The following is a 22,366-nucleotide window of genomic DNA, read 5'->3' as shown; positions in this document are numbered from 1 at the left end:
AAGTCTTTTTTCTTAGGCTTATTAAAGTGCGCCTTTTTTAAGAAATAATTTTATTTTGTCAGCAAAGATTCGAATCTTCTCTTTTTATTGAAAAATAGGAGCTGTCGCTAGCGTTTTTTTCACCCGCTAATGCGACAGCCCCTTTTTTATTTTTATTAAGAATTGTTTAAACAAGTTAATATTTCCTTGTAAACAATTTCTCTAGATGATATACTATTTTTGTAATTATAAATATAGGGGGAATAGAGATGGAAAAGAAATACGTGGTTGGTGTTGATTTGGGAGGAACTAAAATATACACAGCCCTAGTTAATTTGGATGGAGAAATCATAGAAGAAATTACAATAAAAACAGAAGCTGAAAAAGGTGAAAAGGTTGTATTAGACAACATTTTAAAAACAATAGATAAAGTATTAGAAAATGTAGATAAAGAAGAAGTAAAAGCTATAGGTATTGGATCACCAGGGCCATTAGACATTGAAAAGGGATTAATAGTTTATACACCAAACCTACCATTTAAGAATTTTGAATTAGTAAAGCCAATAAGAGAAAGATATAATATTCCAACTTATTTAGATAATGATGCTAATGTAGCAACTTTAAGTGAGTTTATGTTCGGTGCTGGAAAGGGAAGCAAAAACATGGTTTATGTTACAGTAAGTACAGGTGTAGGCGGCGGCGCAATATTAAATGGTAATATATATAGAGGAAGTACAGCAAACGCATTAGAAATTGGACATATAACAGTAATGAAGGGTGGTCCAAGATGTGGATGTGGTAATACAGGCTGTGTTGAAGCTCTAGCATCAGGAACTGCTATAATGAAAAGAGCAAAAGAAGCCCTTGATAGTAAAGTTGAAACTTCATTAAGAAATTATGATAACGTCACTGCTAAGGAAGTTTTCTTAGAAGCAGAGAGAGGAGATAAGGTTTCTCAAGAAATATTAAATGATGCATTATCATATTTAGGAATCGGAATTGCAAATATTGCAAACTCTTTTGATCCAGATAAGATAGTTATCGGAGGAGGAGTAAGTGAAGCAGGAAAAATAGTTTTTGATAAAATTGATGAAGAAATGCAAAGAAGATGCTTAACTACAATATATAATCATTGTAAAGTTGAAAAAGCTTTATTAGGGGGAAAAGCTGGGGTTTTAGGTGCAGCTGCATTAGCAATATTAGAAAGTAAATAAAAAATATAAAAATTCCTATAAATTTTATTAAATTATAAAAATAGGAGAATTAAGAAGAGTGAATGTACTCTTCTTTTTTTATAATCTCAAGATATTTTGTTGTTAATTCTATTAAAATATGGGTATTATTAATATATACAAAATTTATTATTAGGAGTGAATTATGGGAATAAGATTCATTTTTGGAAGAGCAGGAACAGGTAAAACCACCTATTGCTTAAATCAAATCAAAAAGAAGTTAGATAATGGTAAGGATAATAAATTAATATTATTAGTTCCAGAACAATATACTTTTGATACAGAAAAAAAGTTTTTAGATACAGTTACGGAAAAAGGGCTTTTAAGGGCAGAAGTTATCAGTTTTAAGAGAATGGCTAATGTTGTTTTTGAAACCTGTGGTGGAAGAAGCAATATTAGAATGAATGAGTCCGGAAAAAACATGCTCATATATAAGATACTAAAAGAAAGCATAAAGGAATTTAAATATTTTAATAGAGTAGCCAAGCAGCAAGGTTTTGCAGGAATAATATCTGAAATGCTGACCGAATTTAAAAAATATAATATTTCCAAGGAAATGTTGGAGTTAAAAGAAGGAGATATAAAAGATGAAAATTTAAAAAATAAAATAGATGATCTTAAGCTTATATACAGTAAATTTAATGATTTTATAGAGGATAAATTTATAGATTCTGATGATGATCTAACCTTATTAGCAAGGAAATTATTAAATTGCAATATATATGATGGTGCAGAAATATGGATAGATGAATTTACAAGCTTTACTCCACAACAATTAGAGGTAATTAGGATACTTGCTAAAAAGGCTGAAACAATAAATATAACTCTATGCAGTGATAGTTTAGAAATAGATAAGGATAAGGATTATACAGATGTATTTGATGTAATAAAAAATACAGAAAGTTCAATTATTAAAATAATGAAAGAAAGTAATATTCCTTATTTGGAACCTATAAATCTGAATAAAGGAACTACTTATAGATTTAAAAATAGTGAGGAACTAGCTCATTTAGAAAGACATTTTTTTAATTATCCTTTTAAGGAATATAAGGGAGAAAATAAAAGTATAAGAATTTATAAGGCAAATAACAACTATGATGAAATAGAATTTATAGCAAAAAACATATTAAAATTAGTTAGGGATGAAGGTTATAGGTATAGAGACATAGCGGTAGTATGTAGGAATATAGAAAATTACGAAAAAATATCTTCAGTAATATTTCAGGATTATAATATACCTTATTTTATAGATAAAAAAAGGGAGATATTAAATAACCCTTTAGTAATATTAATAATATCAGCTCTTGAAATAATAGTAAGTAACTGGTCCTATGAAAGTGTATTTAAATATCTAAAAAGCGGATTAATAAATATAGAAAAAGAATATATAGATATATTAGAAAATTATATTTTAGCTAATGGAATTAAGGGATATAAGTGGACTAAGGATTTATATGACAAGGACGATATAAAAGAAGAGGAAAACATTATATTAGAAATAATGGATGAAATAAGAACTCCAATAATAAATCTTCATAATAAATTAAAAGGAAAGAAAGATATTAAAACTATTGCTACTAACTTATATGAATTTTTATTAGAATTAGATATCTTTAATACACTAAATAAGTGGATAGAAAGATTTAATGAACTTGGAATGCAGGATAAGGTAAAAGAATATGACCAAGTTCCTAAGATGGTCATAGAAATTCTTGATCAAATAGTAGAAGTTTTGGGAGAAGAAGTTGTAGATTTAAAAGAATTTACAAAAATACTTCTTTCAGGTTTTGAGGAAAAGGAAATAGGTATTATACCAATGTCCATTGACCAAGTAAATATAGGAGATATTTCTCGTATTAAAGGAAGAAATATAAAAGTCTTATTTATAATTGGCGTAAATGATGGAATAATTCCTTCAGCACATAAGGAAGAAGGAATTATATCAGATAGGGAGAGAGATATTTTAAGAGATATTGGAATAAAACTAGCTTCAGATACAAAAACAAGAGCATTTGAGGAACAATTTATAATCTATACGGGATTAACAATACCTTCAGATAAGCTTATGTTAACTTATCCAATGGCAGATTTTGAAGGAAAATCTCTAAGACCTTCTATAATTATTCCAAGACTTAAAAGAATTTTTCCTAATATAGTAGAAGAAAGTGAGTTATATAATATTGAAACTGAAAAAGATAGATTTAATAAAATAACAGCACCTGTTCCAACTTTTAATGAATTAATAAGTGCTTTAAGAATGGAATTTGAAAAGGAAAAGGTTGATGAATATTGGGCAGAGGCCTATAAGTGGTTTGAAGAAAATGAAGAATTTAAAGATAAGTCAAAGACAATATTTAAGGGGCTGACTTATACAAATTTAGTAGAAAAGGTTCCAAGGGAAAAAATAAAAAGACTTTATCAGTCTGGAAATAAATTATTATTTAGTGTATCAAGAATAGAAAAATATGCCCAGTGCCCATTTTCATATTATGTAGCTTATGGATTAAAGGCTAAGGATAGAAAGGTTTATGAATTTACTGCTCCAGATTTAGGTTCATTTATGCATGCTGTATTAGATGATTTTACAAATAGAGTGAGAGAAGAAAAAATAGCTTGGTCAGAGTTAGATAAGGAAAAATGCAGTAAAATAGTTAATGAAATTGTAGATAAAAAACTTCAAGCAGATTCTAATTCAATATTAAATAGTAGCAAAAAATATCAATATTTTGCTAATAGATTTAAAAAGACAATTATGAAATCAGTTATGGTATTAACAGAACAAATGAAAAAAGGTAAATTTGAAGTCTTTAAGAATGAGTTTTCCTTTGGAAGTTTTGAGGATGGAGAACCAATCAAGATAGAGCTTCCATCAAAGGAGACAGTATATTTAGTGGGAAGAGTAGATAGAATTGATACTTTAGATTTAGATGAAAATACCTATATTAAAGTAATTGATTATAAAACAGGAAAAAAGGAATTTGACTTAACAGAAGTTTATTATGGGCTACAAGTTCAACTTTTAGTTTATTTAGATGCTCTTATAAAGAATTCTAAGTATATATTAGAAAAGCAGGCTATGCCTGGAGCAATATTGTACTTTAGAATAGATGACCCGATAATTAAATCAAATAAAAAGCTGTCGCAGGAAGAAATAAAAGAAAATATATTAAAGCAGTTAAAAATGAGTGGTTTAGTAATTAAGGATATAGATGTAGTTAAGGCTATAGATAAGGATATAGAAAAGTATTCCTTGGTAATACCTGCTTCTATAAAAAAGGATGGGGATTTTTCATCTACAAGCTCTGTTGTAACAGAAGAACAATTCGATTTATTAAGGAAATATGTAAATGAGAAAATTGCTAGTCTTTGTGAAGAGATGTTAAGTGGAGAAATAATAATGGAGCCAGCAAAGACAGGAAAGATAACATTTTGTTCTTATTGTGACTATTCATCTATATGTCAGTTTGATACTGGAATAGAAAACAATAAATATAAATTAATATTAAAGAAAAGTAAGGAAGAGGTATGGAATCTTATGGAAAAATCAGTTAAAAGGAAAGGAGGAGAGAGTTAGCTATGGGGACTACAAAGTGGACTGAGGATCAATTAAAAGCAATAAAAACGAGAGGATGCAATTTATTAGTTGCTGCGGCTGCAGGCTCAGGGAAAACAGCAGTATTAGTTGAAAGAATAATAAAAATAATAACTAATGAAGAGCATCCTATTGATATAGACAAATTATTAGTTGTTACCTTTACATCAGCAGCGGCTGCAGAAATGAGGGAAAGAATAGCTGCTGCAATAGCAAAGGAGTTAGAAAAAAATCCAAACTCTAAGCTATTACAAAAACAATTAACCCTTTTAAGTAGGGCTAATATTACTACAATGCATTCCTTTTGTCTGGATGTTATAAAAAATAATTATCATACTATAGACTTAGACCCAACCTTTAGAATATCAGATGAAACAGAAAATACATTATTAATGCTTGAAATAATAAATGATATGTTCGAGTATTATTATGAGAAGGATGATATAGAATTTAGAAATTTAATAGAAGCTTATAGTGATTCTAGAGATGATCAAAGATTAAAGGATATAGTTTTAGATTTATATAAATTTTCTATGAGTGGACCATGGCCAGAAAAGTGGCTTTACGAAAATGCAGAAAAATTTAATATAAATTCAATGGAGGAACTAAATAGTTCTGTTTGGATAAATATATTAAGAACTAATATGAAAATAGAGATTGAAGGTTTTATAAAAAGTTTAGAGAGGGCTATAAGCATAATAGGAGATACAGATGGACTTGAACCCTATGAACAAAGCTTTATAGAAGACTTAGAAATGTTTAAGAACTTATATTATTCTTTAGATAAGGGATTAGATGAAATATATAAAGCTGCAACTAATATAAGTTTTGGAAGATTAAAAGTTGTAAAAAAAGATAAGGTTTCGGATATAAATAATCAAAATTTAGTTAAATCAATAAGAGATGATATAAAGAAAAAATTATCTAAACTAGTAAGTGATAATTTTTCTATGGAGCCACAGGATGTATTAAATGGAATAAAAAATTCTTATCCATTTATTAAGAAATTAACTGAATTAACTTTAGAGTTTATGAGAAGATTCCAGGAAAAGAAAAGGGAGAGAAATATATTAGATTTTAATGATTTAGAACATCTTTGCTTAAAGATTTTAACTAATTTTGATGAAGAGGGTAATGTACTTCCATCAAAGGTAGCTGAAGATTTTAGGGAGTTTTTTGATGAAGTTTTAGTAGATGAATATCAAGATTCAAATAATGTGCAAGAAGCAATAATTGAATTAGTTTCACGAAAAAATCTAGACAATCCGAATGTATTTATGGTTGGAGATGTAAAGCAAAGTATTTATAGATTTAGGCAGGCAAAGCCAGAATTATTTTTAGATAAATATAATACTTATCCTTTAGAAGAAGGAGAAAGAAATAGAAAAATTCAGCTTTATAAGAATTTTAGAAGCAGAAGGGAAGTTATAGAAGGAGTAAATTATATATTTAAGGAAGTAATGTCTAAAGTTGTTGGAGAAATAGAGTACACAGATGAGGAAGCCTTAAATCTTGGTGCTGATTATAAAGAAGCAGAGAATGAAAATATTATTGTTGGTGGGCCAATAGAACTTCATATATTAGATAAATCTGGTCAATACAAAAAAGAGTTGGAGCCTAAAGAAGAAGTTCAAGATAATAGTGAAGATGATGAAGAAGAGGATGTAGATGCAATTGCTTTAGAAGCTAGAATAGTTGCAAAAAGAATAAAGGAATTAATGAACAATACTGGCGATAAGAGATTTATGGTTTATGACAAAAATTTGGGTGATTATAGACCTTTAAAATATAAGGATATAGTTATATTATTAAGAACTACAAAAAATTGGTCTGAGGTATTTTTAGAGGAATTAGGAGCTGAAGGAATACCAGTTTATGCAGATACAGGTACAGGATATTTTGAAACAATAGAAATAAGAACAATAATGTCCCTTCTTCAAATCATAGATAATCCAAGACAAGACATACCTATTATAGCTGTACTAAGATCTCCAATTGTAGGATTTACTGCTGAGGAACTAAGTGATATAAGGCTTTTAAATAAGGATAAGTATTTTTATGAAATAGTTAAGAGAGTTTCAGAAGGTCAATATGACGTTGAGGAAAGTTTAAGAGATAAGTGCAGTAACTTTATAAAAAATTTAGAAAAGTGGAGAGAAAAATCAATATATACTCCTATAGATGAATTTATATGGTACTTATATATGGATACAGCTTATTTTGGTTATGTTGCTGCAATGCCAAATGGAAAGCTAAGACAGGCAAATTTAAAAATATTATTTCAAAGGGCAAAGCAATTTGAAGAGACTAGCTTTAAGGGATTATTTAATTTTATAAATTTTATAAATAAGTTAAGACATTCTTCAGGAGATATGGGGAGTGCCAAAATTTTAGGAGAGCATGAAGATGTAGTAAGAATAATGAGTATTCATAAGAGCAAGGGACTAGAGTTTCCTGTTGTCTTTACTTCAGGTTTTGGAAAACAGTTTAATTTGCAAGATTTAAAAAAATCAATTTTATATCATGATGAATTAGGTTTTGGGCCAGACTATGTTGATTTAGAAAATAGACTATCTTATAGTACTATTGCCAAGGAAGCAATAAAGAAAAAGCTTTTATTTGAAACTTTATCAGAAGAAATGAGAATTTTATATGTTGCCTTTACAAGGGCAAGGGAAAAACTTATTATAACAGGAACTGTGAAGAACTTAGAAAGCTCATTAAAGGCATGGGTATCGGCAGCTTCTATGGATAAGAATCTTATACCAGCAGTTGAAGTTCTAAAGGGAAAAAATTATTTAGATTGGGTTGGAATGGCTCTAGCAAAACATAGGGATGGAGAAAAACTTAGAAATGGAGAATTTGTTGAAAATATAATAGATGATTCATCAAGATGGAATGTTTATATGTGGACTAAAAATGATTTAGCTGTGGATAAAAATAATTCTGATGTGGATGAAAATCAAAAAAATGATTTATTTATTAATAGGGATGTAGGTCATATAAATGATGAGATAAAAAGAAGGCTAGATTTTAAATATAAATATGAAAAAACATTTTTACTTCCAAGTAATATATCTGTATCGGATTTAAAAAAAGCCTTATATGATAGTGAAGATGATGAAGTTAGAACTTTAAATACTTTTGAAGAAAAGGAGCCTATTAAACCTAAGTTCTTGCAAGAGAAAAAAGGATTATCTTCTGCAGAGAGAGGAACTGTTGCTCACTTTATAATGCAGAAGCTAGACTTAAACTATGTTGAAACAGAAGAGGAAATAAAGAATCAAATATATTATATGAAAGAAAAGGAATTATTGAATGAAGAGGAAATAAAGGCTGTGGAAAAAATAAATTTTGCAAGATTCTTTAAAAGTAATTTAGGAAAGAGAATGCTAAAATCTTATAATGAGGGAAGATTAGTAAAAAGAGAGCTGCCTTTTTATACGGAAATAAGTAGTGTAGAATTGGAAGAGGATCTTCCTGAAGAAATTTATAAAGATGAAAAAATAAGACTTCAAGGAATAATAGACTGTTTCTTTGAAGAAGAAGACGGCATAGTGTTATTTGATTATAAGACAGATTATGTGGAAAGAGGAAATGAAGATAAAATATTAGATAGATATAAGATTCAAATAAAATATTATAAGGAAGCCTTAGAAAAGATAACAAATAAAAAGGTTAAAGAGTGTTATCTATATCTTTTTGGAATAAACAAGGAAGTAGAAATGAAACTATAAGTTATTAAAAAGTAACCAGACATGCTAAGTTATTTAGCAGTCTGGCTTTTATATAAAAAGTCTTTTGCTAAGTTTAGTAAAGTTTCTTTATTATTTAGGCTTGCTTTCTTTAATACTTTATCTAATAAATAATTTAGAATATCACCAATTAGTTTGCTTTTAGGAATACTAAACTCCTTTATTAAATCCTCACCATTAATGTCTAAATCTTTGATGTATAAGGGTTCTTTATTAGAAAGTATGTCAGTAACAGTATCTTTAATATAGTTAACTTTTTTTATAAAAGGAGCTGGGTTATCTAGAGCTCTTATATCTGCTTTTTGCAATTTAAATAATAAATATATTAAATCTTCGCCAACGTCTAATAAATATTTTTTTACTTCATATCTTGTAGGCATATAATTTACTTTTAAAACAAGGTGATGTTCTATAAGCTTAGAAACAGAATTTATTGTATAATTATCAAATTTTAAATTTTTTAAAATAGTTTTTGACATTAGGGCTCCCTCGATATTATGTTTGGGAAATCTATAAATTCCATCAGTTTCTAAGGTTAAAGTATTTAGCTTTCCAACATCATGAAGGAGAGCTGAAAGCATTAAAATAAGATTATTATCTTTAATATTATCCATTACCTTAAGGGTATGACCGAATACATCCTTATTATGCTTAATACTTAAAGGACTATAATTAACTAATAAATTTAATTCAGGAATAATAAATTCAAGAAGGCCAGTTTTTTGTAATATAGATATTCCTTTTGATGGAGATTTGGATATAAGTATTTTGCATAATTCATCCCTAATTCTTTCCTTGCTTATATTTTTTATTAAATCAGCATTATTAATAATGGCATTATAGGTTTTATCTTCAATTTCAAAGTCTAACTGGCAGCTAAATCTAACTGCTCTTAACATTCTTAAGGCATCTTCTTTAAAGCGTTTATCTGCATCTCCAACACATTTTATAATTTTATTTTTGAGATCGTCAATTCCATTAAAATAGTCAATTAATCCTAACCTATCATTATAGGCTAAGGCATTTACGGTAAAATCCCTTCTTGATAAGTCTTCTTTTATATTAGTCACAAAATCAATTTTAGACGGATGCCTATTATCTAAATAGTCTCCTTCGGTTCTAAAGGTAGTAACTTCATAGCTATTATTATTTATAACCACTGTTACAGTACCATGTTTAATCCCAGTAGGAATAGTTTTATTAAATAAAGATATAGTATCTTCTGGTTTAGCAGATGTTGCAATATCGTAGTCTTTAGGATTTATATTAAGAAGAAGGTCACGAAGGCATCCTCCTACAATAAAAGCATCAAAATTATTTTTATAAAACTTATTAATAATAAAATTCACATCTTCTGGTATAATAATTTTCATAGTATAACCTTCCTTAACTAGTATATTATAATCATATTATAGTAAAAGAAAAATAAAAACCCCTATATAGATAATAGAGGTCTTCTAGTTAATAATTATTTTTGTTCCATTAGGAATATTATCATAAATCCATTTAGCATCATCTACACTAAGTCTTATACATCCGTGAGAAGCGGGTTTTCCTAAAGTATTATCTACTATTGTAGTTGCACTTTCATCAAAGGGAACAGAATGAAATAGGTAGTCACCCATAAATTGAACCCAGTACTTTCCGCCCTGATTAAATTCAGGAGAAAAGAACCATTCCCCTCTATTTATTACTGCAAAAACACCTTTTGGGGTTTCTTTTCCTTCTAAACCAGTAGATGAAATAAAAGTTTTAATTAAAGTCCAATTATCTGTGCTACCTTCATAAATATAAGTTTTTTGTTCAGCTAGATTTAAATAAATAAGATTATTGGTATTACTGCTTATAGATAATGTATTTATGTTATCTTCGGTAATAGTTTCTAAAATTGCATTAGAGGAAGCATATATGTCCGAATCAGAGTTATATTCTTCCCTAAAGAGTTCAAAGGAATTTATTTTATTTAATATATCAACATCATTTTCTTCTAAAAGATTAGTATCGTATTGGGAAAGAATTTCAATAGCACGAGTGTAAAACTTATTTGCGGCTAATTCATCAGCTTCCTTTAACAAGTAATTTTTATATTCATTTTTTGATCTTTCAATATAATCTGAAGCAATGGATATTTCGTCTTCAGAATTTGTAGAATTTAATACTAAATTAAAATATTCAAAAGCTTTTGGGTAATCTTCCGAATTATAGCAGTTAATTCCAAGTTCAAGATATCTTTTTGTTCTTTCAATATCTTCTTTAGAGTTACTATTAGAGTTTGTTTTTATGCTTTCTGGATTTAATGCAGCAATTAATTTATCTAAGGAAGAACTTAATACATTATATTCTTTTATTTCATTTAAAAGGATTGTGGCTTGATTTTTGGAGATTTCTTCATTTTTTAGAGCGCCACATATTATAGCAATAACTTTGGTAAAATAGCTGTTTAAGTCATCTTGAAGCTTATTTGATTTTAATTTGATAAAAATGTCATTTTCTAATCTATCTTTTGCCTTTTCAAATTCATAATTATTAAACAGAAGATAGAATTCGGAAATTGTTTTATCATATTTATAATTTAAAAATAGATTGCCAGTAAAGATTAGTAGAAAGAATGAAAAAGTAATAGTAAGCAGTTTAAAAATGGAAAAATTGTTCTTACGTTTTTTGTTTCCAAACATTTTAAAACCTCCATATAATCTATGCTATAATTATTAACCAAAGATAGTAAATTTAATCTTAAAGTTAAAGGAAATTTAAAATGTGATAGGTTTATAAAGGAAAATAGATATGTTAGAATTTAGTTGATAATGGTTAAATTACATTAACTTGGAGGAAATTATGAAAGAAAAAATTAGATTTATAGATATATTTAAAATAAGCCTTTTTAGCCCTTCAAAATATAAGGAATTAATTAAATTAGGTATAGGAAGAATAATACTATATATTTTTATTATAAGTATGATAGTTGGAACTATTAGTGGTATTAATCAAGCGCTTATTTTTAGTAAGGATCAAAAAGAGTTAGTTAGTTTATTAGAAAAGGAAGAATATTCTTTTGAAATTACAGAAGGAATACTATATTTTAAAAATTCGCCAAGAAAAATAGATATGGGACAGTATATATTGTACATTGATACTAGTAAAGAATTAAAAGATTTAGATTCTTTAAGAAACATATTAATACATAAGGATTATTCAATTGCAATACTTAAGGATGGAATAGGTGTAAATTTTAATGGAACAAAGACGAATTTAAATTATAAAGAAAGTGGATTTTTAAGCTTAACAAATAAGGAATTAATAAAATTTGTTGAATTTATGAATATTTTAGTTTATATTGGAATATTTATTTATATAATTGCAATATTTATTGGAACAATAATAGATGCTGTACTTCTTTCTTTTTTAGCTTTTATATTGCTTAAGGCACAAAGAATAAATTTAACTTTTGACAATGTATTTAAGCTATCTATATGTTCTATGACTTTATCAACTATAATATTGCCGGCAATAATTACACTAGTGAATTTATCAAGTTCAGTAGGAATGTATATAGGTGGTTTTTATTTATTCTTAGCAATTAGAAATATAAAAAGAAGTCATTATTATAAATAATAAGAAAAAAATAGAAAAAATATTTTGAAAATATTGTTAATAAATTTTTGATATGTTAAACTATTGTAAATGATTATTTTACAGGTATAGAGGGGAACTTGTTATGATTAATGACAAATTATTAATTGAAACTGCTTTGCATAAAAATCTAGATATAGATAATTATGTCTTAACTATGGAATTAAATAATGCAAAAGAGGATATAGGGAAAATCATAACAGAATTAATAGAAAAAGAAACATTACAAGAAAATTTTTTGCTTAATATTACCCATGATCTTAGAAGTCATTTAAGCGTAATTTTAAGTGTAATACAGGTTATGAATTCAGGTAATATAAACTTAAATGATAAGAAAGCAAAAGATTATATATATACAATAAAGAAAAATAGTCTAAAAATGCTAAGGTTAATAAATAACTTAATTGATACAAATAAACTTAAGAATAATTATTATACTTTAAATAAGAAAAATATAGATATAGTTTCTATGATTGAAGGTACAGTGGAATGTATAGATAAATATGCCAAACAAAAAAATATACAATTAATATTTGATACAAATGAAGAAGAATGTATTATGTCAGCAGATCCCAGTGTTATAGATAGAATAATAATGAATTTAATTTCTAATGCAATAAAATTTACCTATGAAGATACCAATATATATGTGACTTTATTTATCAAAGATGGATTTATAAAAATATCAATAAAGGATGAAGGGCCAGGAATTCCAAAGAAAGATCAAGAAAAAATATTTGGAAGGTATTATAGAATAAATAATATTAAAAGAGAAAACTCTGGTAGTGGAATGGGCCTAGACCTAGTAAAGTATTTAGTTAAGTCTCATGATGGTACAATTGAACTTATAAGTGAAGAAAATAAAGGATGCGAATTTATAGTAACCTTTCCAATAGTGATAGAAGAAGAAAATGAAACTCATGAGATTAATCAAGATAGTAGAATAGAAAGATTGGAAGTGGAATTTTCTGATATTTATTAAGAAAAATGTTTATTGATTTAGAAATAAAGTTGTGATAAAATAACTAGTGTTAAATTCTGCGGTGGTAGCTCAGTTGGATAGAGTAGCTGGCTACGAACCAGTTGGTCGGGGGTTCGAATCCTCTCCACCGTACCATAAACCTTGTAAACTTTGAGTTTACAAGGTTTTTTATTTTGGTAAAGGTTATTTATTGAAAGACTATGTTAGCTAAGTTATTATGATAAGTAATAAAAGTAAAAATATGAGGAAGATAGCTTCCTTATGGAATTAGTTGGAGGAATTAAGTATGGATAAAATTATTGAAATATGCTGTGGCAGCTATTATGATGCCCTTGAGAGTTATAAAGGCAGCGCCAAAAGAATTGAATTAAATTCTGCCTTACATTTAGGAGGATTAACTCCATCTCTTGGATCTTTAAAATTGACAAAGGAAAATACCGATCTTAAGGTTATTTGTATGATCCGCCCTAGAGGAGCTGGATTTTTATATAGTAAAAGCGATATCGAAGTAATGTTTTCTGATGCAGAAATACTTATGAAAAATGGTGCAGATGGTCTAGCATTTGGCTTTTTAAATGAAGATTCAACAATTAATAAGGAACTAACTAAAAAAATGGTTGATATAATTCATAAATATAATGGGGAAGCTGTGTTTCATAGGGCTTTTGATTGTGTAAAATCAGCTAATGAAAGTATAGAAGAGTTAATTGAACTTTCTGTTGACAGGGTACTAACAAGCGGTTTGCAGGCTAAAGCTTGGGATGGCAGGGATATGATTGCCTACTTACAAAAAAATTATGGTGATAAGATTGAGATTTTGGCTGGAAGCGGTATTAATGAAAAAAATGCAGTTCAATTAATGAATGAAACTGGAATTTATCAAATACATTCATCCTGCAAGGATTGGATAAGCGATTCAACTACTTCAACGGCTAATGTAAGCTATTCTTATGTAAATGGAACTAATGAAAATAAATATGAGGTTGTTTCAGTGGAGAAGGTAAGGGCATTAGTAAGAAGTGTATTAGGTTAAGAATAAGCCTTTTTTAGGGATAATTTTCTATTTATTGGGGAAATTAAAAATATAAAATAAATAGAAAAGGAACTATATTTATGGAAGTAGAACTTTTAATAAATTTGATAGATGAACATAATGAAGGAAGTATTCTAGCAACAAAGAAGTTTAAGCCTAAGGAAGTATTATTTTTATATGAAGAGAAAAATAAAAATATACTAGAAGCCATAAAAGAATATTATCAAGAAAAGTTTCCACTTATTGAGTTTAATGCAATTAAGATTAATGAGGGAGATGTGGAAAAATTAGAAGGAATAATAAAGTCTAATAAAGAAAAAAAGATTTTAGTTAATTTAACTGGAGGAAGCAGAGTAAATTCCTTGATTTTATTAAATTCATGCAAAAATTATAGAGTAAAGTCAATTTATATGAATATAAAAGATAAAAGTTTATATTTCATAGATGAAAATATAAATATTATAAAAGAAGAATATGATGATTTAGAGTTAAGCAGCCTTTTAAGGCTTTCAGGTAAGGAGATTTTATATGATACCAGCGAATTTTCTAATAATGATAATCTAAAATATATAACTAAGAAAATATATAAAAATTTAGATGTATGGCATAAGTATAAGCAAAGACTTTATGATACAAATGTATTTATCCATAAAGAAGAAGATAACAGAAGAATGATTATAAAAACATACTTATTAGAACAAGATGAAAAGGAACTTTTAGACAAGGTTCTTACAAAGTTAAAAGAAATTAAAGAAATAAATTTTTGTAATATCAATGAAAATGAGATAGAGATTCGATTTAGAAATAATTACCTAAAGCCTTTCATATTTAAAACAGGTACTTGGCTGGAATTTGCTACAAAAACAATAATAAGTGAAATAGAAGGAATAGATGAAGTTAAAAGCGGAGTAGTGTTTCTTTGGAATCATTTTAATTCAAAAATAAAAAATGAAGTAGATGTGGTATTAGTAAAAGATTCTATAGTAACTTGCATATCCTGTAAAGATAGTGAAAAGTATGATGAAAATGCCTTAAATGAATTAAATGTATATGCCCTTAAGGTTGGAGGAGAAGATGCAAATAAAATACTAGTAGCTACAAAGGAACCTAGTAAAAATACTGTACGGGAAAGAGCCAAGGAAATGAATATTAATTTAATAATATTTGATGGAGATGAAGAAAAATTTAAAAATAAAATAAGAAAGGTGCTATACAGGAAGATTAAAAGATGATTATTTTCAAAAAATGAAAATGTTTACTGATATCCTCTTATATAATTAAAGTATAAATAATAATTGATATAGGGGGATAAATATGAGTAAGAAGCCATTAAAAATAGTTACAATAGGTGGAGGGTCTAGCTATACTCCAGAACTTGTTGAGGGATTAATAAAAAGATATGATGAAATGCCTGTAAGTGATTATTGGTTAGTTGATATTGAAGAGGGTAAAGAAAAATTAGAAATAGTAGGTGCATTAGCAAAAAGAATGGTAGAAAAAGCTGGAGTACCTATGAATATTCATTTAACTTTAGATAGAAGAGAAGCTTTAAAGGATGCTGATTTTGTTACTACACAATTAAGAGTAGGACTATTAGATGCAAGAGTTAAAGATGAAAGGATACCATTAAGCTATGGCTTTTTAGGCCAAGAAACAAATGGTGCTGGGGGATTATTCAAAGCTTTGAGAACAGTTCCTGTAATATTAGATATTGCAAAAGATATGAGTGAATTATGTCCTGATGCATGGCTAATAAACTTTACAAACCCAGCAGGAATAGTTACTGAGGCTTTATTAAGATATGGTGTGCACAAAAAAGTAGTTGGAGTATGCAATGTTCCAATAGGAATGGAATATGGCTTTGCAGATGCTTTAGGTGTTGATAAGGAAAGAATAACAGTTGATTTTGCTGGATTAAATCATATGGTTTATGCTGAGAGAGTTTATTTAGATGGAAAAGATGTTACATCAAAGCTTATAGACATATTAACAGGAAACAACTCAAAATCACAAACAATGGCAAATATTGCAGCTCTTGATTGGGATCCAGCTACTATAAAAGCTTTTGGAGTAATTCCTTGTCCATATCATAGATATTATTATAAAAAACAAGAAATGCTAAATCATGAACTTGAAGAATTTAAAAATGGAAAAACAAGAGCAGAAGTTGTTAAGGAAGTAGAAAAAAGATTATTTGAGCTTTATAAAAATCCAGAATTAAAAGATAAGCCAGAAGAATTATCAAGACGTGGAGGAGCTCATTATTCTGATGTTGCTTGTAATGTTATAAATGGCATCTATAATGATAAAAATACTATTATTGCAGTAAACACTAGGAATAATGGAACTTTAAAGCAATTTGAAGATGATTCTGCTATTGAAGTAAGCTGCTACGTTGGCAAAAATGGTCCAGTACCAGTAGAGACAGTTACAGATCTTCCTATTTTTGCTCAAGGTTTAGCAGGACAAATAAAGGCCTTTGAAAGACTTGCAGCAGAAGCAGCTTATACAGGAGATTATAATACAGCTTTAGCTGCTATGGTAACAAATCCATTAGTAGCTGATGATAAAAAGGGTAGAAAACTTCTAAATGAGATGTTATTAGCTCATAAGGCTTATCTTCCACAATTTAAAAAGGTTATAGATGTGTTAGAAAAGGTTGAAAGGGCAGAGTTCTAAAAATTTAAGGAAATAAATTTATAAGGAAGTGTCAAATGCACTTCCTTATTATTTTTCTAGTTTTAAAATTGTAATATTAATTACTATAAAGACCTCCATATCTAATATAAATGTATTCAATTAGAAAACTAAGATCATATCTATGACTTTGAGGATATTCATTTGAATTATTTTTAGGAGGCAGATATATTATATAATCGCTTCTTTTTTCATATTCTGCTATTTTCCTTTCTGTAATAACAACTAATGATGTTGAACTTCTTTTTATTTTTTTCCAAAGTCTTTCATGATATTCAAGAAATTTGCCTGTTGGAGATATTAGTATAGCTAAAGAGTTTTCATCTAAAGTATCTGCTAGTTTTTCCTGATCTTGAACATCAATAGCATGAAAAATAAGTTTGGAAAGATTAGCAAGTTTTCTTTGAAGGTCTTGAGCCATTAATTGTGAAAACTGAGTACCAAATATACAAATATTATTTTTTGAATATATAAGTTCTATTACTCGATCTACAATTTTTAAATCTAGGAAATTTTTTAAATTATTTATTTCGTTTATTATTTGATTTGTCATATTATCTAAAATAATTTCTCTAGAAACATTATTATCTATTGTATTTTTTTTAATCAGTTCTTCATTAATATTAATATTTATTTTTATACTTCTTTTAAATTCTATTAGGCTGGAATAACCAAGTTTATGACAGAACCTTGTTATTGCAGCAGGGGAAGTATAACAAAGGTCTGCTAATTTATTTATAGACATATCAGGAATTAACCTTATGTTTTTTAACATATTAATGGCAATATTATAATTAATATCATTTTCCTTGCTGCTATTCAAAAATAATAATAATCTATAAATTAAGTCACCCATAATAATACTCCTAACTAATACTCTTTTTACCTATTGAGGAACCCATTAAGACTTTACATTCAAAACCTTTCTTTGTTTGTTCAATTATATCCTCATCAATTTTTACTTTTCCTTTTTTAAAAAATAGTATTGTGGTAGAGCCGCCAAACTTAAAATATCCTTTTTCGGCACCCTTTTCAACCCTAATATTAGGTATATAAGTTTGAATTATTGATCCTACGCAAGTGGCCCCAACTTCTATATGAAGTATATCTCCGAAGTTTTCAGATTTGAATATTGACCACTCTCTTTTATTTTGACAATATAGTTTAGGAATTTTTTCAACAGCTATTGGATTAACTGAATAATAGTTACCTTTTATAAGGTGATTTTCTAAGGGAACTCCTCTATCTATAAAGTGGAATCTATGATAATCTGTTGGACATAACCTTAAAATTAAACAAGTTCCCCCTTCATATTCTTTTGCTATTTCATTATTAGCTATAAGTTCAGATAATTTATAATGAATTCCTTTTACCTGAATCAATTTATCTATGGATATATTTTCATAGGCTAATAAGCGGCCATCTCCTGGTGATATTAATATATTCTCATTTTTATTTATAGGTCTTGCCTCTTTTTTTAATTCCCTTACAAAAAAATCATTAAAGCTATTAAAGTCTTTTTCTGTTTTTAAGAAAGTTCTGCTGTCTATATTAAATTCTTTAATAAAGGCAGAAATTTTCCTTTTGCTAAATTTGGTATCACAATAGAAGCCATATATTTTAGAAAATAACTTCTTTTTAATAAAAAGTTCAGTTAATCCTTTTCCTATTGGTGATTCATAACACCATTTTAAATATTTATCTCCTGCCACTTTTTCAATTTCATAATTTTTTTCTTTTCTATTATATACTCGTATCATAAGTTACCTCATATATTATATTTTATGATATTATAATAACATAAAAATATTTATTTTTAAGTAATCTTTACTTAATATAATATTAATTAAATTATATAAATATGGAGGGGTATTATGATAGAGGGAATTGTAGAATTGGTAACACCGATAATTATTAGTATTCTTGAATTAATGGGGATTCTTATAATAATAGTTGGAGCAATTAAGGCTTTTTACAAATTTGCATTAGGAATACTTACTAAAAAGAGTTTCCCTATAAAGGCTGAATTTGCACAATCCTTAACTTTAGCTCTTGAATTTAAGTTAGGTGCTGAGATATTAAAAACAGTTATAGTAAGGTCTTTAGAAGAGATGTATATATTAGCTGCAATAATCATTTTAAGAGCTATATTGGCCTTTGTTATTCATTGGGAAATGAAAGATGAATAAATATTTTTAATAAAAGTTTAGAAAAAATAAAAATTGTTAAAAAAATATCTAAAAATAAATAAAAAAAACAATTAATTTTTACACAAAATATTAAAAATATAGGCTTTTGGATATAATTTACTAAAAAATAAGGTTGTCCAATTGATAAATTTGTCGTAAAATCATATGTGGAGAAAATCGCGCAAATAAAAATAATTGTGAAATAATAATTATTATTATAAATTGAATGCATAGTAATTATCAAAGCACTTATAGGGGGAATTTTTAAATGAAGAATATAACTATAAATGGCATTAATATAACAGTGGCGGATGATTCAAATTTAATGAAAGTTGCTAAGGAAAATGGAATAGATATTCCAGCTCTTTGCTTTCTAGATGATTGTAGTAATGTTGGACAATGTGGTGTATGTTTAGTAGAAATTGAAGGACAAGATGAACTTCAAAAAGCTTGTTGTATAAAACCAGAAGATGGAATGGTTATTAATACAAATACAGAAAGAGTTCAGGAACAAGTTAAATCAAGAGTTTCAGAACTTTTAGATAAGCATGAATTTAAATGTGGACCATGTAGCAGAAGAGAAAATTGCGAGTTCTTAAAATTAGTAATTAAAACTAAGGCTAAAGCATCTAAACCTTTTATAGTACAAGATAAATCAGAATATGTAGATGAAAGAAGTGCATCTATAGTAATAGATAGAACAAAATGCGTTAAGTGTGGTAGATGTGTTGCAGCTTGTAAGACTAAAACTAGTACTGAAATCATTAAGTTTATAGATGTTGATGGAGATAAGATTATTGGAACTGATAACTTAAAGTGCTTTGATGAAACAAATTGTTTACTATGTGGACAATGTGTAATTGCATGCCCTGTTGCTGCATTACAAGAAAAATCACATATTGATAGAGTTAAGGAAGCTTTAGCAGATGAAAATAAACACGTAATAGTAGCTATAGCACCATCTGTAAGAACAGCAATGGGTGAAGCATTTAAAATGGGATATGGAGTTGACGTAACAGGAAAACTTTATACTGCATTAAGAATGCTTGGTTTTGATAAGGTATTTGATATAAACTTTGGAGCTGACATGACAATAATGGAAGAGGCTACAGAGCTTATACAAAGAATCAAAAAGGGAGGACCATTCCCAATGTTTACTTCTTGCTGCCCAGGCTGGGTAAGACAAGTAGAAAATTACTTCCCAGAATTATTAGGAAACTTATCAACTGCTAAGTCACCTCAACAAATATTTGGAACAGCAAGTAAAACTTACTATCCTGCAATTGAAGGATTAGATCCTAAAGACGTATTTACAGTTACAGTAATGCCTTGTACAGCTAAGAAATTTGAAGCTGATAGACCGGGAATGGAATTTGAAGGCATAAGAAATATAGATGCTGTAATTACAACAAGGGAATTAGCTAAAATGATAAAAGATGCAAAAATTAAATTTGCTGAATTAGAAGATAGTGAAGTTGATCCAGCAATGGGAGAGTATTCTGGTGCAGGTGCTATATTTGGTGCAACTGGTGGAGTTATGGAAGCTGCTTTAAGATCAGCTAAGGATTTTGTTGAAGGAGAATACTTAGATAAGATTGATTATGAAGAAGTAAGAGGTCTTGAAGGAATAAAAGAAGCTACTGTTGAAATTGGTGGAGAAAAGTATAATGTTGCAGTTATAAATGGATCAGCAAACTTATTTAAGTTTATGAATAGTGGTAAAATTAATGAAAAGCAATATCATTTTATAGAAGTAATGGCATGTAACGGTGGATGCGTAAATGGTGGTGGACAACCACATGTAAATGCAACTGATAGAATGAATATAGACATAAGAAAAGTAAGAGCATCAGTATTATATAATCAAGATAAGAATGTAGTTAAGAAGAGAAAGTCTCATGAAAATAGTGCATTATTAAAAATGTATGATACTTATATGGGTAAACCAGGTGAAGGTAAGGCTCACGAATTATTACATTTTAAATATACTAAATAATTATTAATAATAAGCTGCTACAAGTTTTTGTAGCAGCTTATTTTGTGAATTTTTGTTTTTTGAAAATAATTCTTTTAATTCTATGGTATAATTATTTTCAAATGCGGGTAGGGAGGTAATTTTATGAAGTACTTAGCTTCTGATTTAGATGGAACATTACTCCAAAAAGATGACTCTATAAGAGAAGAAGATGTACAAGCTATATTAAGATTTAAGGATGAAGGGAATAAATTAATTATTTCTACCGGAAGACCTTTAGAAGGAATAAAAAGGGCTTTAAAAAATTATCCTGAAATAAAGTATGATTATCTAGTAGCTTGTAATGGATCAGTAGTGCTAGATAAGGATGATAATGTTATATATGATAATTATATTGATGCAGAAATTGCTAAGTTAATATTTAAGGATATTATTGAATATAAAAATATGTTTGTTCATTTTGAAAGTGATGGAATTACATATTCCATAGAGACTGATATGGAAGTAAAAAATCAAATAGCAGAATTATTCAATAATATACTACCTAAGGAAATAGTATTAAATGAAAATAGAAAGTATCCAATAATAAGTGTAATGGCAATAGATGAGGATATAAATACGGCAGAAGAAATAAAGAATAAATTAATTAAAAAGTATGGAGATAGCATTGAGGCTTTTAGAAATCAATTCTTTGTTGATATAGCTCCTAAAAATTGCTCTAAGGGAATTGCACTAAAAAATTTATCAGATAAGATAGGAATTAATTTAGAAAATTTATATGTTATAGGGGATTCTTATAATGATATATCAATGTTTGAGATAACAGATAAAAGCTTTACCTTTATTTATGCAGAAGAGGGCGTAAAGAAGCAGGCTAATAATATAGTTAATAGCGTGGCTGAGTGTATTAATAAAATACTTTAGTAATTTAAAAAGCTATAATTTCGTGATAATGATTGCGAAATTATAGCTTTTTTAATTTATTTACTTTGGCTAAACAAAAAGCTATAGATTTTGCAAATATCTATAGCTTATAAATGGCTTAAAATCGTTATTTCTTATTTCTTCGCAAAAACACGTTTTAGCGAAATTATATATATATCATATTAAAAAATTCATTATTATTTCTATAATAATTTTTGACTTTGATGATATAATTATAGTTAATAATATTTGTTTTAGGATAGTGTAAAGTTTCGTATGAAAAAATGAGCAGAAGTTTATTTGAGCAATTTTAATAACTTAACATTAATTTATTAGATTAATTTGTAATTTCAAGCACAAGAAAAAGGCCTTCGGTTG

Annotated in this window: 15 protein-coding genes and 1 tRNA gene; 12 read left to right on the top strand and 4 right to left on the bottom strand. The window is 27.6% G+C overall.

Going from position 1 to position 22,366, the window contains the following annotated elements:
* Positions 1–248: 248 nt before the first annotated feature.
* From KQI16_RS09025 to addA, 3 genes are all read left to right on the top strand, one after another.
* Positions 249–1,193, top strand: a complete 945-nt coding sequence (locus KQI16_RS09025) for an ROK family protein (protein WP_216433716.1) — start codon at positions 249–251, stop codon at positions 1,191–1,193.
* Between the two features lie 163 nt (positions 1,194–1,356).
* Positions 1,357–4,785: a helicase-exonuclease AddAB subunit AddB gene (gene addB / locus KQI16_RS09020; RefSeq protein ID WP_216433714.1), complete on the top strand. Its 3,429-nt coding sequence runs from the start codon at positions 1,357–1,359 to the stop codon at positions 4,783–4,785.
* 2 nt (positions 4,786–4,787) lie between these two features.
* Entirely contained in the window at positions 4,788–8,540 is a 3,753-nt protein-coding gene (gene addA, locus KQI16_RS09015) for a helicase-exonuclease AddAB subunit AddA (protein WP_216433712.1), read from the top strand.
* Between the two features lie 29 nt (positions 8,541–8,569).
* Here the strand turns inward: addA and KQI16_RS09010 are convergent, their stop codons facing one another.
* Complete coding sequence (locus tag KQI16_RS09010; RefSeq protein WP_216433711.1) at positions 8,570–9,931, bottom strand: CCA tRNA nucleotidyltransferase; 1,362 nt, start codon at positions 9,929–9,931, stop codon at positions 8,570–8,572.
* Between the two features lie 84 nt (positions 9,932–10,015).
* On the bottom strand, positions 10,016–11,233 hold the full coding sequence (locus KQI16_RS09005) for a L,D-transpeptidase (RefSeq protein ID WP_216433709.1): 1,218 nt from the start codon (positions 11,231–11,233) through the stop codon (positions 10,016–10,018).
* A gap of 160 nt (positions 11,234–11,393) precedes the next feature.
* Between KQI16_RS09005 and KQI16_RS09000 the strand changes: the two genes are divergently transcribed.
* The 6 genes from KQI16_RS09000 to KQI16_RS08975 all read left to right on the top strand — a co-directional run bounded on the left by KQI16_RS09000 (position 11,394) and on the right by KQI16_RS08975 (position 16,882).
* Positions 11,394–12,170: a DUF1189 family protein gene (locus KQI16_RS09000; RefSeq protein WP_216433707.1), complete on the top strand. Its 777-nt coding sequence runs from the start codon at positions 11,394–11,396 to the stop codon at positions 12,168–12,170.
* A gap of 103 nt (positions 12,171–12,273) precedes the next feature.
* Positions 12,274–13,170 (top strand): sensor histidine kinase, encoded by an 897-nt coding sequence (locus KQI16_RS08995; protein ID WP_216433705.1) that lies wholly within the window; start codon positions 12,274–12,276, stop codon positions 13,168–13,170.
* A gap of 58 nt (positions 13,171–13,228) precedes the next feature.
* Positions 13,229–13,305: transfer RNA gene (locus tag KQI16_RS08990), tRNA-Arg, on the top strand.
* A gap of 151 nt (positions 13,306–13,456) precedes the next feature.
* Positions 13,457–14,203, top strand: a complete 747-nt coding sequence (locus KQI16_RS08985; RefSeq protein ID WP_286173013.1) for a copper homeostasis protein CutC — start codon at positions 13,457–13,459, stop codon at positions 14,201–14,203.
* Between the two features lie 80 nt (positions 14,204–14,283).
* On the top strand, positions 14,284–15,435 hold the full coding sequence (locus tag KQI16_RS08980) for a Card1-like endonuclease domain-containing protein (protein ID WP_216433703.1): 1,152 nt from the start codon (positions 14,284–14,286) through the stop codon (positions 15,433–15,435).
* 82 nt (positions 15,436–15,517) lie between these two features.
* Positions 15,518–16,882 carry a 6-phospho-beta-glucosidase gene (locus KQI16_RS08975; RefSeq protein ID WP_216433701.1) on the top strand — a complete coding sequence of 455 codons (1,365 nt, stop codon included), beginning with the start codon at positions 15,518–15,520 and terminating at the stop codon, positions 16,880–16,882.
* A 76-nt stretch (positions 16,883–16,958) separates the two neighbouring features.
* Here the strand turns inward: KQI16_RS08975 and KQI16_RS08970 are convergent, their stop codons facing one another.
* Entirely contained in the window at positions 16,959–17,756 is a 798-nt protein-coding gene (locus tag KQI16_RS08970; RefSeq protein WP_216433699.1) for a MurR/RpiR family transcriptional regulator, read from the bottom strand.
* 10 nt (positions 17,757–17,766) lie between these two features.
* Entirely contained in the window at positions 17,767–18,660 is an 894-nt protein-coding gene (locus KQI16_RS08965) for a phosphatidylserine decarboxylase (RefSeq protein WP_216433698.1), read from the bottom strand.
* A 114-nt stretch (positions 18,661–18,774) separates the two neighbouring features.
* Between KQI16_RS08965 and KQI16_RS08960 the strand changes: the two genes are divergently transcribed.
* From KQI16_RS08960 to KQI16_RS08950, 3 genes are all read left to right on the top strand, one after another.
* A complete protein-coding gene (locus tag KQI16_RS08960; RefSeq protein WP_216433696.1) occupies positions 18,775–19,089 on the top strand; it encodes a DUF1622 domain-containing protein in 315 nt (104 codons plus the stop codon).
* Between the two features lie 268 nt (positions 19,090–19,357).
* Positions 19,358–21,085: a ferredoxin hydrogenase gene (locus tag KQI16_RS08955; RefSeq protein WP_216433694.1), complete on the top strand. Its 1,728-nt coding sequence runs from the start codon at positions 19,358–19,360 to the stop codon at positions 21,083–21,085.
* Positions 21,086–21,208: 123 nt separating this feature from the next.
* A complete protein-coding gene (locus KQI16_RS08950) occupies positions 21,209–21,988 on the top strand; it encodes an HAD family hydrolase (protein ID WP_216433691.1) in 780 nt (259 codons plus the stop codon).
* The last annotated feature ends 378 nt before the right edge of the window (positions 21,989–22,366 follow it).

The organism is Caproiciproducens sp. MSJ-32, assembly GCF_018918055.1.
In the GTDB taxonomy this organism is placed as follows: Bacteria; Bacillota; Clostridia; order Clostridiales; family Clostridiaceae; genus Clostridium.
The sequence above is the reverse complement of the archived record's forward strand: the minus strand, read 5'-3'. Positions and strand labels throughout refer to the sequence as shown.